12 protein-coding genes are annotated in these 15,124 nt (G+C 70.5%); 6 read left to right on the forward strand and 6 right to left on the reverse strand.

What is annotated here, in order from left to right:
- Positions 1–86: 86 nt before the first annotated feature.
- Entirely contained in the window at positions 87–1,415 is a 1,329-nt protein-coding gene (locus B4V04_RS15310; RefSeq protein WP_498232590.1) for a choice-of-anchor W domain-containing protein, read from the reverse strand.
- Between the two features lie 125 nt (positions 1,416–1,540).
- Entirely contained in the window at positions 1,541–3,007 is a 1,467-nt protein-coding gene (locus tag B4V04_RS15315) for a vWA domain-containing protein (RefSeq protein WP_498232591.1), read from the reverse strand.
- A gap of 451 nt (positions 3,008–3,458) precedes the next feature.
- Between B4V04_RS15315 and B4V04_RS15320 the strand changes: the two genes are divergently transcribed.
- Positions 3,459–4,019, forward strand: a complete 561-nt coding sequence (locus tag B4V04_RS15320) for a DUF7344 domain-containing protein (RefSeq protein WP_144800039.1) — start codon at positions 3,459–3,461, stop codon at positions 4,017–4,019.
- Positions 4,020–4,372: 353 nt separating this feature from the next.
- On the opposite strand, the gene B4V04_RS15325 is transcribed toward B4V04_RS15320, so the two are convergent.
- Positions 4,373–5,329, reverse strand: a complete 957-nt coding sequence (locus B4V04_RS15325; RefSeq protein WP_498232592.1) for a DUF8054 domain-containing protein — start codon at positions 5,327–5,329, stop codon at positions 4,373–4,375.
- Positions 5,330–5,667: 338 nt separating this feature from the next.
- Between B4V04_RS15325 and B4V04_RS15330 the strand changes: the two genes are divergently transcribed.
- The 4 genes from B4V04_RS15330 (at position 5,668) to azf (ending at position 10,591) form a co-directional block, all read left to right on the forward strand.
- Positions 5,668–6,219: a DUF7344 domain-containing protein gene (locus tag B4V04_RS15330; protein ID WP_498232593.1), complete on the forward strand. Its 552-nt coding sequence runs from the start codon at positions 5,668–5,670 to the stop codon at positions 6,217–6,219.
- 57 nt (positions 6,220–6,276) lie between these two features.
- A complete protein-coding gene (gene mutS / locus B4V04_RS15335; RefSeq protein WP_498232594.1) occupies positions 6,277–9,129 on the forward strand; it encodes a DNA mismatch repair protein MutS in 2,853 nt (950 codons plus the stop codon).
- An 87-nt stretch (positions 9,130–9,216) separates the two neighbouring features.
- Positions 9,217–9,567 (forward strand): cell division protein SepF, encoded by a 351-nt coding sequence (locus B4V04_RS15340; RefSeq protein WP_498232595.1) that lies wholly within the window; start codon positions 9,217–9,219, stop codon positions 9,565–9,567.
- 124 nt (positions 9,568–9,691) lie between these two features.
- Positions 9,692–10,591: an NAD-dependent glucose-6-phosphate dehydrogenase Azf gene (gene azf, locus B4V04_RS15345; protein WP_498232596.1), complete on the forward strand. Its 900-nt coding sequence runs from the start codon at positions 9,692–9,694 to the stop codon at positions 10,589–10,591.
- 13 nt (positions 10,592–10,604) lie between these two features.
- Here azf and B4V04_RS15350 read toward each other — a convergent pair whose 3' ends face one another.
- The 3 genes from B4V04_RS15350 to B4V04_RS15360 form a co-directional block, all read right to left on the reverse strand.
- Complete coding sequence (locus B4V04_RS15350) at positions 10,605–11,327, reverse strand: DUF309 domain-containing protein (RefSeq protein ID WP_498232597.1); 723 nt, start codon at positions 11,325–11,327, stop codon at positions 10,605–10,607.
- A 125-nt stretch (positions 11,328–11,452) separates the two neighbouring features.
- Entirely contained in the window at positions 11,453–11,644 is a 192-nt protein-coding gene (locus B4V04_RS15355) for a hypothetical protein (protein WP_498232598.1), read from the reverse strand.
- A gap of 218 nt (positions 11,645–11,862) precedes the next feature.
- Positions 11,863–12,156, reverse strand: a complete 294-nt coding sequence (locus tag B4V04_RS15360; protein WP_498232599.1) for a hypothetical protein — start codon at positions 12,154–12,156, stop codon at positions 11,863–11,865.
- A gap of 468 nt (positions 12,157–12,624) precedes the next feature.
- Between B4V04_RS15360 and B4V04_RS15365 the strand changes: the two genes are divergently transcribed.
- Positions 12,625–14,466, forward strand: a complete 1,842-nt coding sequence (locus tag B4V04_RS15365; protein WP_498232673.1) for a cation:proton antiporter domain-containing protein — start codon at positions 12,625–12,627, stop codon at positions 14,464–14,466.
- Positions 14,467–15,124 lie beyond the last annotated feature (658 nt).

The following is a 15,124-nucleotide window of genomic DNA, read 5'->3' on the forward strand; positions in this document are numbered from 1 at the left end:
CCACGTGGGGGACCGCGATCGCAGCGGTCGGATACGTCGCAGAACGCCCGGAATCCCGGGCGGACGCCACGCGTTCTGTCCGCGGGTTACTCGACGCTGATGTCGAAGGCGACGCCCTCCTCGGCGCCGGCGTAGTCGCCCTGCACGACGCCGGACACGTCGCCGCTGATGGTGAACTGGTTCGCGACGTCGGCCGCGTCGGTGTCGAACACGAGGTAGGTGATCTCGCGGTCGGGACCACCGTCGTCGTTGGACGCCGAGATCGCGTCGGGACCGCTGAGGGTGACCGGGACGCCGTCCAGGTCGAGCGTGAGGTTCGTCACGGAGACGGTCGCCTCGTCGGCCTTCGTCGTGATGGCGAGCTTGCCGCTGGGTGCGGGGATTCCGCTGGCGACGTTCACGCCGTCGACGGTGAACGAGGCGTTCCCGGCGCCGTCGTAGGTGTAAGTGAACGGAACGGGCTGACCGTCCCAGACGTAGTTGGCCGTGTCGGCGCTCCCGACGTCGGGGCCGACCGCGACCTCCCAGGAGCCCGAGGGGCCGTTGTTGCCGTAGCGGCCGCGGGCGAAGGAGGTCTCCTGTTCCGTGGCGAACTCCTGCAGCTTGGCGAAGCCGTCACCGGTCCGGGTCGTGACGGTGGGGACGCACGGGTTCGCCGTGCCGTCGTTGTGGCGCGACTGGACCGCGTGGAACTCGAACTCCATCGTCAGCGAGTCGGACTGGATCTCGTTGCCGACCGGCGTCGGGATCTCCCAGAACAGGCAGACGCACGGGCCGGTGATGTACGAGTCGTCACCGTCTTCGACGACATCGGCGTACTCCGCCTGGTCGCCGGGAGCCACGCCGGGGACGCCCTCGCCGTCGAGGGCCGCGCCGCCGGAGATGGCCGCGACGACGTCGACGAGCGAGCCGGAGACGATCTCGTCGCCCTCCACGACCTCGCCCTCGACGCGCTCGCAGTAGACGAGCCGCGCCTCGATCGCGTCGCCGAGCTCGCCCTGGTCGGGCGTGTCGTCGACGGCCATCTCGGGTTCGTTCCTGCCGTTCTCGGCCTGCGAGAGGTCACCGCACGCCCACACGTACGAGGGGTTGTCGACGATCCGGAAGCAGAACTCCACGTGCCCGGAGTCGCCCGGCTTCACGTCGTCGAGGTCGTAGAACATGCCGGCGGGTTCGCCGTCCTGCGTGCCGGCCGCGCTGTCCGCGAGATTCTCGACCGCGCCGTCGCTGTCGTAGGAGGCCTCGTAGTCGACGAACAGATCCAGCTCGCCGGCCGTGAGCGTGTTGTTCTCGAATGACTCGGTGTCGTTGAAGTACGCCGTCGTGCCCAGTCCCGCGCCGGCGGAGGCGACGCCGACCGCCCCGAGTCCGACCAGCATCTTGCGCCGCGAGAGTCCGATTGTGTCGTCGTTCATTGTGTATCATCCCCAGTGGGGAACTCCCGACGGCGGTCGCGAACCGCCGCGTCGGCCGCCCCCGCGGGGCGCCGAATCGGGAACCGGGCGAGTGTCGCCCGGGGGAAGCGCGTGGCTCCGAGGAGCTACACGCTGGTGCTGTTCACGTCGGTCCCGTTGAACGCGACGTTGGGGTCGTCGTTGTGCCGCGACTGCTCGGCGTAGACGGCGATGTCGAAGCCGACGGAGTCGGTCTGGATCTCGTTGCCGACGTCGGCGGGGAGCGTCCACTCGAAGCCGATGCACTGGGTGGTCGCGCCGGGGTATGGCTGCCGGCCGTCCTCCTGGCGGTTGCCGTCGAGCGCGAACCCCTCGGAGAGCTGCGCGAAGACGTCGGTCATCGAACCGGAGATGATCTTCTGTTCGCCCGCCAAGACGATCTGCGCGATCTCGGCGTAAACGGTGTCGAGGTCGGCCGGGTCGGGCGCGACGAAGGCGTCGTCCGGCGAACTCGCGAGGCTCTGGAGCAGCGAGGTGTTCGCGCTCCCGAGCGCGATCGTGAAGATGCGGATGCCCGCGTTCTTCGCGTCGTTCGCCGCGGTGGTCGCGGCGCTGGCGCTGGAGTTCCCGTCGCTCAGCAGGATCATCACCTTCGAGGCGCCGGGGGTGGCGTTGCTCCCGTTGAGGAGCTCGTCCGCACCCACGTCGATACCCTGATCAATGCTCGTGCCGCCACCGTCGCTGTAAGCGTTGATGGCGTCCTTGACGGCCTGGTAGTTCGTGGTCAGCTCCTGGTCAAGCGACGCGGAGCTGTTGAACGAGATCGCGGCGGCCTCGTCCGGTGCGGAGAGATTGTCGACGAACCCGTTCGCGGCGGCCTGGAGGTCGCCGATGGAGCCGCCCATCGAGCCCGAGACGTCGCTGACGAGCGCCACTTCAAGCTCGTTCTGCTGGCCCGTGCCGGTGGGCTCGTACACGTTGTCGCAGTCCTCGTCGTACCAGACGCAGACCTCGATGGCGTCGGCGAGCTCGCCGAGCCCGTCGGCGTCCTCGCCCTCGGCTGCCAGTTCGGGCTCGGACTGACCGTTCTCAGCGTTCTCGGTCAGCTCGCCCGCGAGGTAGAGGTACGCGGGGTTGTCACAGATGTGGATGCTGATCGTGACTTCGCCGGAGTCGCCGGGCTTCACGTCTTCGAGCGTGAACACCGGGATCCCGTCGCCGTTGACGAGGTACTCGTCCGCCTCGGGCGAGCAGAAGTCGAAGTCGTCGTCCATAACGAGGTCCTCCCACGCCTGCATGTCCGCGGGGCTGGGCGCCTGTCCGAGCAGGTACCGGCCGTCACCGAGATCTTGCGCAAGAGTCTCGTCGTTGGGGCCGTACCCCATCGCTCGAATGTCATCCAGGCGGCCGGGACCGCCGAGGTACGTCGACTTGTAGTCGAGCTTGAGATCGAGCTCGCCCGCGGTGAGCGTGTTGCCCTCGAACGTCTCCGTGTCGTTGAAGTACGCCGTGGTGCCGAGTCCCGCGCCCGCGGAGGCCACGCCGACGGCCCCGAGGCCGGCGAGCAGCTTGCGCCGCGAGAGTCCGATCGTGTCGTTGGTGTCCGGGTTCATGGTTCTCGCCGACTCGCCCTCCGACCGCGTCGAGTAGCCGAATCGGTTACTTCCCCCTCCGAGGGATACCCACCTAGTTACGCGCAGCCACGTCACCGTCGAACGATCAGTTCGATCCGGTGGAACGGACGGTTCGCGCGGTCAAACGCCGCGTTCGATCGGCGGTTCGGCGATCCTACTTCGGGCAAAATCGGCGACATGAACCCCATACTTCGACCGCGGCGGGCGGTACGGGACGCGTGCCGCTTCGGACGTGAGATCGGGGGCGATCGGAGCGAGAGGGCGGCGTCCACGGGCTCGCGGGCTATCGGTTTCGAGGAGTCGAATATCGGTTCGAGGTACCACGCGACGAGGACCGAACGGGGGTAGCGAGCGCATATCTATCCCCCCGAGGGAAGATGTAGCGCCAACGACCGATCTCCGCGTCGCGCGGAGCGTCGGACCCGCATCCATGAAACTCCGAAACGACGTCCTTCCGGCAGAGCAGGTGTACGCCATCCTCGCGAACGAGCGCCGTCGGCGCGCCCTCGAGCAGCTCGAGAGCGTCGGCGGCGTGGTGACGGTCCACGAGCTGTCGACGCTGGTGGCGGGCCGCGAGACGGGCGAGAGCCCGCCGCCGACGCGGTGTCGCGAGAGCGTGTACACCTCGCTCGTCCAGACGCACCTGCCGAAGCTGGAGGAGCTGGGCGTCATCGAGTACGACCGGGAGACGCAGACGATCGAGCTGTCGCGGCACGCGCGGGACGTCTCCCTGTATACCGAGATCGTCGCCAAGGGCGGGGTGACGTGGTCGGAGCTGTATCGCGCGCTCGGCGTCGCGTCGCTGACCGTCTTGCTCGCGGCGCTGCTCGGCGCCCCGCTCGTCTCCGCGGTCGATCCGATCCTGCTGACGAGCGTCGCGCTCGCGCTGTTCGCCGCCGCGAGCGCCTACCAACTGTGGCTCAACCGCTTCTCCGTGCTCCGGCAGCTCCGGATCGGACGCAACGGCCTGCGCTCGCGGCGCCGAAGCTGAGACGAACCCCGAGTTCTGCGATCTACCTGTCTATCCGAAGCAGTCTGACTTCTGCGGCGCGCGCCTGCGAGCGGCCGCCCCCGGCGGCCGCGAGTCAGCGCGTGCGAGGTCGCCGGCGGCGTCGCCGCCGGCTGCCAGAGAGACCGGAGGTCTCTCGCTGGAGTCGGCCACTCGGAGCGAAGCGAAGAGTGGCCGACGAGGCTGGGGAGGTGTGAGGTGCGGTCGCTGTGCGGTACAGGGTGGGACTCAAAGGGGCAGTCGCCGGCGGCAACGCCGCCGGCTGCCAGAGGCGCGAAGCGCCTCGCGGCTGGGGCTTTGGCGGTGTTCACCGCGGAACGACTAGTCACGACGTATTATTCGGCCGCGAGCGACGGCGGCAGGTTCAACTCGAACAGCCGCGCGTTGCAGGCGGCACAGCGGCCGGCGATCACATCGTAGCTCGTACAGCAGGACTCGACGACGCGCTCCTCGAAGCTCACCGGTCCCTCGCAGGCGGGGCACTCCTCGACGAACAGCCGAAGCGCGCCGAGCACGCCGCTCCGCGCCGCGAGCGGGAGGTCCGTCCAGCCGTCGACGCGGTCGGTCAGCACGCGGTCAGCGGCGGCGTCGGCGAGGAACGCGGCGCGGGACTCCCAGTGGCCGATGCGCTCGCCGTCGGCGAACGCGAAGGCGGTCCCGCCGCGCCAGTCGAGCGAGAGCGACTCGGCGTCGACGCCGGTGAGCGACGCGAGCGCCGCCAGGTCGGCATCATCGCCGGGGGTGTCGGTCACGTCGGTCTCCCCGGGCTCGGCCGCGGCCCCCGCGTCGGCGACGGCGACGCCCGCGTCGAGGCGCATCCCGTCGACGGCGCCGTGCCACGCGGACGCGAACCACGGGGCGAAGGAGAGGTCGGTCCCGTCCGGCGTCTCGACGAGGACGTCGGCCGACAGCAGGTACGACTCCGCGTCGACGTCGGCCGGCGGCGCGGCCGCCCGACCCTTTCCGAACAGCCGCAGGACGCGCTCGGGGAGGTACCGCTTGGTGAGCTCGGGCGTCCCCGGAACGAGGTAGCCGCGGAGCCAGATCGCCGCGAGGGAGGCGAGGAGGACCGCCGCGCCGACCCCGACCGTGAGCAGTCCGCCGACGGCGACGGCGACGATCGCGGCGACGACGACGTTGACGGCCGTGCAGGGGAGACACCGGTTTTCGCCGGTGTACTCCGGGCGGCGGAAGCGATTGAGAGAGCTGATCCCGGCCCGATGCGACGGCGGTTCCGAAACGGTCGTGTCGCGTGGAGTTTCCGAGACGATCGTGTCGCGTGGAGTCGTCATTGGTGGATCGTGGCGCCGAACGGTCGTATGTATGCAGCTCCTACCGCCGGCGGACCGGTCCGAGACGGGGTGCCGCCGCGAGGCTGCGGCCGCTCACCGTGAAGCCGCGATCGGTGTCTTCGGGCGGACCGCGAGAACCGGGGCGCCGCGGTCCGTTCGAGCGCAAAAACGCTGAGAGAACGATATTCGCCCCGGAGCCGGGCGATTAAGACGTTGATAACTGGCGTGTCAAGCCTCAGTGCGTCGTTTTTAGTTGGATATGAAATATAAATATAATGGAAAATTATATGCTCCTCGGTGTCAATCCCCATTCAGAGAAGTTCCACCGCAAGAGAGCCATGACACCCCAACTCGCGGTCACAGAAGAGGCACCGAGCGAGGACGCCGGGCCCTCGCGCGACGAGATATTCACGGCGTTGAGCAACCGGCGGCGACGGAACGTGATCATCTATCTGAAAGAGCACGGGGACGACGCCCGCGTGAGAGACATCGCCGAGCAGCTGGCGGCGTGGGAGAACGAGGTCGACCCCGTCGAAGTGACGTACAAACAGCGGAAACGCGTGTACACCGCGCTCCACCAGTCGCACCTCCCGAAGCTGGCCAAGAGCGGCTTCATCGCGTACGAGCCCGACAGGGGGATCGTCTCCCTGACCGAGGAGAGCCGCCGGCTGGAGGTGTACCTCGAAGTCGTCTCCGAGAACGAGATCCTGTGGAGCGAGTACTACGTCGGCCTCGCGGTCGTCTGCGGGCTGCTCGGCGGCGCGGCGTGGATCGGGACCGTCCCGTTCGCGTCCGTCTCCGGGTACGCGTACGCGGTCCTCTTCGCGGCGCTCTTCGCCGTTTCCGGGGTCGTCCACCGGACGGTGACGCGTCGGAACCGGGTCGGGTAGGCGTTCGACGGGCCACACCCGTAGGGTTTTACCCGCCCACGGCGGGAGTACGGACGTATGCCAACGGGGATCGTCGGGGAGTTCCTCGATCTCAAGGCGGAGACCGACGCGGACGTCCTCGCGATGCAGTGCGGCGACTTCTACGAGTTCTTCGCGGACGACGCCGAGCTGGTCGCCGACGAGCTCGACCTGACGGTGTCACAGAAGTCCTCGCACGGCTCGTCGTATCCGATGGCGGGCGTTCCGCTCTCGGAGCTGACGCCCTACGTGAAGGCGCTCGTCGAGCGCGGCTACCGGGTCGCCGTCGCCGACCAGTACGAGACCGACGACGGCCACGCCCGCGAGATCACCCGCGTCGTCACGCCGGGCACCCTGCTGGAGACGGCCGACGACGACGCGCGGTACCTCGCCGCGGTCGTTCGCGAGGACGACGGCGGCGGATCGGCGGGCGCCCCGGAGACGAGCGTCGAGAGCGACGACGCGGGCGGCCCCTACGGCCTCGCGCTCGCCGACGTCACCACGGGCCGGTTCCTCGTCACCGAGGTCGACGACGAGAGCGACCTCCGGGCGGAGCTGTACCGGTTCGACCCCGCGGAGGTGCTCCCCGGCCCCCGCGTCCGCAACGACGACCGGCTGCTCGGCGCGGTCCGGGAGGACCTCTCCGGATCGGTGTCGCTGTTCGACGCGGAGGCGTTCGCGCCGGGGCGGGCGACACACGCGGTCCGCGAGCAGTTCGGTCGAGAGACCGCCGACAGCGTCGGGATAGATTCCGACCTCGCGCTGCGCGCGGCCGGCGCGACCCTCGGCTACGTCGAGGAGACCGGCGCCGGCGTGCTCGCGTCGATGACCCGGCTGACGGCGTACGGCGACGGCGACCACGTCGACGTCGACGCGACGACCCAGCGCAACCTCGAGCTCACGGAGACGATGCGCGGCGACGGCGAGGGGTCGCTGTTCGAGACGGTCGACCACACCGTCACCGCGGCCGGCGGTCGGCTGCTCCGCGAGTGGCTCACCCGACCGCGACGGGACCGCGCGCGGCTCGACCGCCGGCTCGACGCGGTCGAGGCGCTCGCGTCGGCGGCGCTCGCGCGCGACCGCCTGCGGGAGACGCTCGGCGAGGCGTACGACCTCGAGCGGCTGGCCGCGCGGGCGACGAGCGGGAGCGCGGGCGCACGCGAACTCCTCTCGGTCCGGGACACCCTCGCGCTGGTGCCGGCGATGGTCGACGCCGTCGAGGGGACCGCGCTCGCGGAGTCTCCGGTCGCGGCGGTGCTGGAGGACCTCGACCGGGAGCGCGCCCGCGCCCTCCACGGCGAGCTCGCCGACGCGCTCGCCGACGACCCCCCGAAGGCGAAGACGCAGGGGGGGCTGCTCCGGAAGGGGTACGACGACGAGCTCGACGAGCTGATCGCGAGCCACGAGGAGGCGACGGAGTGGCTCGACACGCTCGCGGAGCGGGAGAAGCGCCAGTACGGGCTCAGCCACGTCACGGTCGACCGCAACAAGACGGACGGCTACTACATCCAGGTCGGGAAGTCGGTCGCCGACCAGGTGCCGGAGCACTACCGCGAGATCAAGACGCTGAAGAACTCCAAGCGGTTCGTCACCGACGAGCTGGCGGAGCGGGAGCGGGAGGTGCTCCGGCTGGAGGAGGCCCGCGGCGAGCTGGAGTACGAGCTGTTCGAGGAGCTGCGCGAGCGCGTCGCCAGCGACGCCGAGCTGCTCCAGGACGTCGGGCGGGTCGTCGCCGAGGTCGACGCGCTCGCGTCGCTGGCGACCCACGCCGCCGGCAACGACTGGACTCGCCCCGATCTGACCGACGAGCGCCGGCTCCGGGTCGAGGCCGGGCGCCACCCCGTCGTCGAGCGGACGACCGACTTCGTGCCGAACGACCTCCGGCTCGACGACGAGCGCGGCTTCCTCATCGTCACCGGCCCGAACATGAGCGGGAAGTCGACGTACATGCGGCAGGCCGCCCTCATTCAGCTGCTCGCGCAGGCGGGGTCGTTCGTCCCCGCCCGCGCCGCCGAGGTCGGGCTCGTCGACGGGATCTACACCCGCGTCGGCGCGCTCGACGAGCTGGCGCAGGGGCGCTCGACGTTCATGGTCGAGATGCAGGAGCTGTCGAACATCCTCCACTCGGCGACCGCGGACTCCCTCGTCATCCTCGACGAGGTCGGCCGCGGCACGGCCACCTACGACGGGATCTCCATCGCGTGGGCCGCGACCGAGTACCTCCACAACGAGGTGCGCGCGCGCACCCTCTTCGCCACGCACTACCACGAGCTGACGGCGCTGGCGGACCACCTCCCGCGGGTCGCCAACGTCCACGTCGCCGTCGACGAGCGGGACGGCGAGGTGACGTTCCTCCGGACGGTCCGCGACGGGCCGACGAACCGGTCGTACGGGGTCCACGTCGCCGACCTCGCCGGGGTCCCCGAGCCGGTCGTCGGGCGCGCCGACGAGGTGCTCGACCGGCTCCGCGAGGAGAAGGCGATCGAGGCGAAGGGGTCGCGGGGCGGCGGCGAGGGGGCCGAGAGCGGCGGCGAGAGGGCCGGAAGCGGCGGCGCGGGGGACGGAACCGGGAGCGGCGAGGGCACGAAGCAGGTCGTCTTCGACCTCTCGTCCGGGTCGTTCGCGGGCGAGGGCGACGCCGGGTCGGCGGCGTCCGACGCCCCCGACTCCGGAGGAGCTCGAAACGGGAGGGGCCCGGAGTCGACGGCGGGCGGAGCGGGCGAAGTGGGCGGGGCGGCGAGGACCGCTGGAACCGGCGAAGCCGACGGCCTCGACCCCGAGACCCGCGCCGTGATCGAGGAGCTGAGCGACGTCGACGTCGCGGCGACCGCGCCTGTGGAGCTGCTCGCGCGAGTGCAGGAGTGGCAGGAGCGACTCGACGGGGACCGCTGACGACCCGCGCGACGAGAGTCGCCGACGACCGACGCGCCGGGTGCGTCTGACGTAAGAACTAATGTCCGACCTCGTCGTGTGGTGTGTATGGGCATCATGAGCAAGATCCTCGGCGGGGGCGGGAACCGTTCCGTCGACGACTACGTCGAGCTCGACCTCGACGACTTCGCCGAGGCGCACGCGGACACGGGGATGCAGGTACACATCGCGGAGATCGGCGACCAGAGCGACGTCATCCCGATCAAAGACGCCGTCTACGACGGCGACTTCGTCATCGCCGACATCACCCGCCACTCCACGTCGGACCGCACGATCGAACACATCATCGACGAGCTGCGGCAGGTCGCCCAGGAGGTCGACGGCGACATCGTCCAGAAGGGCGACGACCAGATCGTGGTCACGCCGACGGGCGTCTCGATCTCGCGGAAGAAGCTGTAGCCGGGACTCGTCTCGGTCTCGACGTCGCCTCGTTTTCGCGCCGCGGAGGCGCGTTCGGCCGCGATCGACCGGTGCGTGGCCGAACCGTGTGTTATATGCCCGTCTCCCGCCCACGTACGACCGAATGGACGAGCCGGTCCTGCTGACGGGCGCCGGCGGACGGGTGGGGCAGGCCATCCTCCGCGGCATCGGCGACGACTACGAGTGGCGACTCCTCGACAGGGAGCCGCTCCCGGCGGCGAAGGTGCCGGACGGGGTCACCGACGCCGACCGGTACGTCGCTGACATCACCGACGAGCGGGGGGTCCGGGAGGCGATGCGGGGCGTCGGCGCCGTGATCCACCTCGCCGGCGACCCCCGGAAGACGGCCCCGTGGGACTCCGTGCTCCGCAACAACATCGACGGGACGCAGGTCGTGATGCGCGCGGCCGTCGACGAGGGCGTCGAGAAGTTCGCGTTCGCCTCCTCGAACCACGCCGTCGGCGGCTACGAGACCGACGACCGGACTCCGGACCTCTACCGCCCGGACGACGACTACCGGCTGGACGGGACCGAGCTCCCCCGCCCCGGGAACCTCTACGGCGTCTCGAAGGCGACCGGCGAGGCGCTCGGGCGCTTCTACCACGACGAACACGGGATGAGCGTCGTCTGCGTGCGCATCGGGAACCTCACGAAGGACCATCCCCCGCGGGAGTACGAGCGCGGGCAGGCGATGTGGCTCTCGCACCGCGACTGCGCGCACCTGTTCGACCGGTGTCTGCGGGCCGACTACGGCTACGAGATCGTCTACGGCATCTCGAACAACGACCGACGCTACTACTCCATCGAGCGCGCCCGCGAGGCGCTCGGCTACGACCCCGCCGACAACTCCGCGAACTACACCTTCGAAGGGGAGCCGAAGGACGCGGACCGGGACGAGGGCGACTCCGGCGACGGGAGCGACCCCGGCGAGGGAACCGACTACTCGGTCACCGAGGAGCCGAACTTCCCCTCGGACCCGGACACCCCGACGGACGGCGCCTGACCGGTCTCTGGATTTAAAACAGGTCGTCGACGTCGCGTCGCTTTCTTTCCGCCAGTTCCACGTGGTCCGCGAGCCGCGCGGCCACCTGCGGGCGGGCGTCGGGCTCGCGGAGGAACGCGAAGAGGAGCTCCGCGAACCGCGTCCGCCCGGTGCCGCGCTCCTCGCGCGCAAGCGCCGCCGCGGTCTCGAACGTCTCCTCGTCGGCGTGGTCGACCGCCTCGGCGAGCGCGGGCGCCGCGAGCAGCGCGGCCGCGAGGTCCAGGTCGGCGAACCGCGGTGCCGCGCCGCCGACGCGGATCGGCGGCAGCCCGACGCGCTCGATCGTCTCGGGATCGGCCGCGAGCCGTCGGCACCACTCCCGAACGGTCGCGACGTCGACGCCGCGAACCCCCTCGTCGGCGCCGCGAGTCGTCCCCGCGTCGAGGCCGCCGAGGTACCGGACCGCGTTGGCGGCGCATCCGGCCGCGCCGGACCAGTTCCGCTCGGTCGCGTGGTGAGTGGCCGCCGCGGCCGCGATCAGCCCGTGGAGCAGGCGCTCGTCGTCGCCCTCGTCGAGCGGGAGCCACGCCGCCTCCCACGGGTCGTGGGCCGCGAGGACGTGTCCCTCGTTGAACAGGGCGGCGCCGGCGGCGACGGCGGCGGAGACCGAGGGGGCGCCCTCGAGGTCGCCTCCGCGGTCGCCTTCCCCGCCGTCGTCGGCCGCGCCGTCGCGGACGCCGGAGTCTCTGTCGGTCACGTGCGAGCCTCGGCGACGGCGACGTAAAAAAGCGAGAGTCGCGACGCGGGCGACGGCGATCGGGTGGGGCCACGTCGAGGAGTGAGAGAAGCGTCAACGGGGACTTCGACCGCGACCGACGCGGGTTACCGGTCGCCGGCGGCGGACGCCGAGTCGCCGCCGGGGACCGGCAGCGTCCGGTCGACGGCGCCCGGGTACCGGCGCCCGAGCGCCGCGCCGGCGACGACGCCGGCGAAGAGGGCCAGTGCGATCGCGGCCGCGACCGGGAAGGAGGCGACCGCGACGACCGCGACGGGGAGCGCCGCGAAGACGGCCATCGCCCGCGCCGACGGGAGAGGGGCTGACGGGTCGGGGCCCGCGTACGGGTCGGGGTGTGCGGTGCGTCCGGATCGGGATCGGTCTCGTCTCATGGTGGGATTCGAGCGGGTGGCGCGAGGGCCTCGCGCCGCGGCCGGGTGCTGTTCGTCGGTCGGGGACCGCGTCGCGCCCGTCGGGGGCCGACCGCCGCCCGCGGGCGGTCGCTGCCCGAGAGCGGTCACCGGTCGCGTCCGGTCGCCGTCCGCTCGCGCGGACGGGCCTCCGAGACCCCGACGACGTCGGTGAGGTCGGCGACCTCGACGTCCGGCGCGAGCCGGACCGAGGCGTCGACCTCGACCGCGAGGTCGTTGAGGCGGGGGCGGAGGTCGACGACGTCGACGCGTTCGACGTCGACGCCGTCGCGACCGTCGAGCTTCGATCGGACCCCGGCGTGGAGGTCGCCCGCGGCGTCGCGGGGGACCGCCACCCGGAGCGCGACGTCGGTCGCGCGGCGGCAGGGTGGGGCTGCCATACGGACCCGGGAGGGAGTCGATTCCTCATCCCGAGGCTCTGCCGCTTGAGCTACCGGGTCCACGGTAACGCGGCTGGAGCGTCGGGAGACGGGAGAGAAGACGGCGCTCGCCTCGACGGGCGGGGGCCGACCGTCCCCGCGTCGGGGTCACGCGGCGACGGCGTCGAGCCGAGCGGCGACCGGTCCGCGGACCCGCTTCCCGACGCTCCGGAGGGGGGCGAACGTCGGAATGGGGTCGCGGACGGTCATGGCGGGGGCGCCCGGCGGGGGAGTCCGCTCGGGCGTACACTCACGCAGATGAGGAACCGAGTTAATAGTTGTCCGAGTGTGCGGATCAATGGCGTGATTCGGCGGTCCGGGAGTATTCGTTCCGGTTATCTCATTCGCAACGGACGACCGCTCCGACGCGACGCCACCAGTACACTAAGGAGGGCGGCGGGCGTACGAGCGGTAGACGTGTCCAGCCTGTTGCCGGTCATCGCGGCGATCCTCGTGTCGGGACTCGTCGTCCAACTGGTCGCTCACCGTCTGAAGGTGCCGAGCGTCATTTTCTACCTCCTCATCGGGGTCGTGATGGGGCCCGAGGTGTTGGGGCTCGTGACCCTCGAGACGTTCGGGGACGGCCTCGAGATCATCGTCGGACTCAGCGTCGCGATCATCGTCTTCGAAGGGGCGTTCGCCCTGCGGATCGACCGGATCCGCGGCGCGTCCACGGTGTCGCTCCGACTGGTGACGGTCAGCACCCTCGTGATGTTCCTCGGGACGGCGGTCGCGGTCCGGTTCTTCGAGGGGGCGGACTGGGAGATCGCGCTGCTCATCGGGGCGCTGCTCGTGGCGACGGGTCCGACCGTGATCACGCCGATACTCAACGTCGTCCGCGTCAGGGACCACGTCGCGACCGCGTTGGAGACCGAGGGGATCGTCAACGACGTGACCGCCGCCATCGTCGCCGTCGTGATCTTCGAGACGCTGCTGCTCGACGACCTCGGGGTCCCGGCGACCCTCCTCTCGTTCGCCGAGCGGCTCGGCGTCGGCGTGGGCGCCGGGGTGCTCGCGACGGTGATCATCTACTACCTGCTCGACAGCGAGTTCGTCCCCGAGCGCGACGTGCAGGCGTCCCAGTTCCTCGTGTTGGCGGCGGCGGTCGGAGCGTTCGCGGCCGCCGAGGCGGTCGCGGCCGAGGCGGGCATCGCGGCGGCCGCGACGAGCGGCATCCTGCTCGGGAACCTCGACATCGACAACAGAGAGGAGATCGAGCGGTTCGCGGAGAACACGACGCTCGTCGTCCTCTCGTTCGTGTTCATCTCGCTGGCCGCGCTGATCGACATCGAGGCGGTCGCGGCGCTCGGCGTCGGCGCCGTCGCGCTCGTGCTCGTGGTCATGCTCGTGCTCCGGCCGCTCGGGGCGCTCATCGCCACCGCCGGCGTCGAACGGTTCACCCGGCCGGAGCGGCTGTTCATCGCCGGCGTGGGACCGCGGGGGATCATCCCGGCGAGCGTGGCCACGCTGTTCGCGATCGAGCTGGAGCTGGCGGGGAGCGTGGCGCAGGGCGAGCTGCTGGTCGGGACGGTGTTCGCCGTCATCTTCGCGACGGTCGCGGTCGAGGCCGGGCTCGCGCGGCAGATCGGCGACGTTCTCGGAGTGTCACCAATGCGCACGATAATCATCGGCGGGGGCCGGGTCGGCCGGGCGCTCGCCACACGACTGGAGCGGCGGGGTGAGTACGTCGTCATCGTCGAGATCGACGACGAGGTGGTCGAGCGGGCGCGCTCGGACGGGTTCACCGTGTACGAGGGCGACGGCAGCGACACGGAGACGCTGCGCGAGGCGGGGATCGAGGACGCCAAGCGGCTGATCACGGTGACCGGCGACGACGACATCAACCTCCTCGCGTGCCAGCTCGCGATCACGAAGTTCGACGTGGAGTCGGTGTACTCGCGGGTGAACGAGCCGGACAACGTCGACGCCTTCGAGAGCATCGGCGTGAAGGGGATCGACTCGCCGACGGCGACCGCGGTGGCCATCGACGACGAGATCGAGCGGCCGGCGATCACCCACTGGATGAACGAGCTCGGCGACAGCCACGACGTCCAAGAGGTGGAGGTGACCGCGGAGCACCTCACCGGGAAGACGATCCGCGACCTCAACGCGGAGATCCCCGACGGCACCTTCGTCGCCGTCGTCAGCCGGAACGGGGAGAACCACGTGCCGTCGGCCGACAGCGTGCTGGAGTACGGCGACCACGTCACCTTCATCGGCGACACGGACGCGGTCAGGCGCGCGATGGAGCGGTTCCACCCGCACGATTAAGACACCGACCGGGAGGCTCCGTCCGTTCGCGGAGCGAGGGCGAGGAGCGTCGGACCGGCGCTCGGTCGTTTATAACCAGTTTCCAGCGAGGGATCGTTCCTCGACGGCTTCGCCTGTTTATAAATGGTCGATGTTGGTGCGGTGAGTAGCTCCAAAGCCCCAGCCGCTCGGTACTACGCGATCGGAGACTGGACGGTGAACACCTCCAAAGCCCCAGCCGCTCGGCTATACGCAGTTGCTTGGAGGCCGATGACGAACACCTCCAAAGCCCCAGCCACGAGGACTCGCGCGGCTCGCTGCGGTCCTCGACCGGTCGCTTCGCTCACGGTCTGCGGTCCTTGCGTCGCCGTGCGTCGTCCTCGTGGCTGCCCCTTTGAGTCCCACCCCGCCCAGCACCGCACAGCCTCACGCCTCCCCAGCCTCGCGGCTCCCTACGGTCGCCGCGTCCCTCGCGCGTGCTCCTCGCGCCCGGTGGGCGCTCGGAGGCACGCGCCACCGCCCCTTCTAAATCGTGAATGAATAGGGGGTAGAGCGTGGAATTCACGCACGGCTCGCGATGCTCGCCGTTTGGTGTGTCCGAAAACGTCCTGACGGAGTCCTGCGCGAGGGAACCGAGCGCAGGGCACGTCAGGACGCGAACGCCGCGGCTACCGAACGA

The organism is Halorubrum sp. B52 (assembly GCF_059752555.1).

What these genes read in the sequence shown, in the direction of transcription:
- B4V04_RS15310 (WP_498232590.1), bottom strand. Translation starts at nt 1,415, where the DNA reads ATGAACGACGACACAATCGGACTCTCGCGGCGCAAGATGCTGGTCGGA.
- B4V04_RS15315 (WP_498232591.1), bottom strand. Translation starts at nt 3,007, where the DNA reads ATGAACCCGGACACCAACGACACGATCGGACTCTCGCGGCGCAAGCTG.
- B4V04_RS15320 (WP_144800039.1), top strand. Translation starts at nt 3,459, where the DNA reads ATGAAACTCCGAAACGACGTCCTTCCGGCAGAGCAGGTGTACGCCATC.
- B4V04_RS15325 (WP_498232592.1), bottom strand. Translation starts at nt 5,329, where the DNA reads ATGACGACTCCACGCGACACGATCGTCTCGGAAACTCCACGCGACACG.
- B4V04_RS15330 (WP_498232593.1), top strand. Translation starts at nt 5,668, where the DNA reads ATGACACCCCAACTCGCGGTCACAGAAGAGGCACCGAGCGAGGACGCC.
- mutS (WP_498232594.1), top strand. Translation starts at nt 6,277, where the DNA reads ATGCCAACGGGGATCGTCGGGGAGTTCCTCGATCTCAAGGCGGAGACC.
- B4V04_RS15340 (WP_498232595.1), top strand. Translation starts at nt 9,217, where the DNA reads ATGGGCATCATGAGCAAGATCCTCGGCGGGGGCGGGAACCGTTCCGTC.
- azf (WP_498232596.1), top strand. Translation starts at nt 9,692, where the DNA reads ATGGACGAGCCGGTCCTGCTGACGGGCGCCGGCGGACGGGTGGGGCAG.
- B4V04_RS15355 (WP_498232598.1), bottom strand. Translation starts at nt 11,644, where the DNA reads ATGGCCGTCTTCGCGGCGCTCCCCGTCGCGGTCGTCGCGGTCGCCTCC.
- B4V04_RS15360 (WP_498232599.1), bottom strand. Translation starts at nt 12,156, where the DNA reads ATGGCAGCCCCACCCTGCCGCCGCGCGACCGACGTCGCGCTCCGGGTG.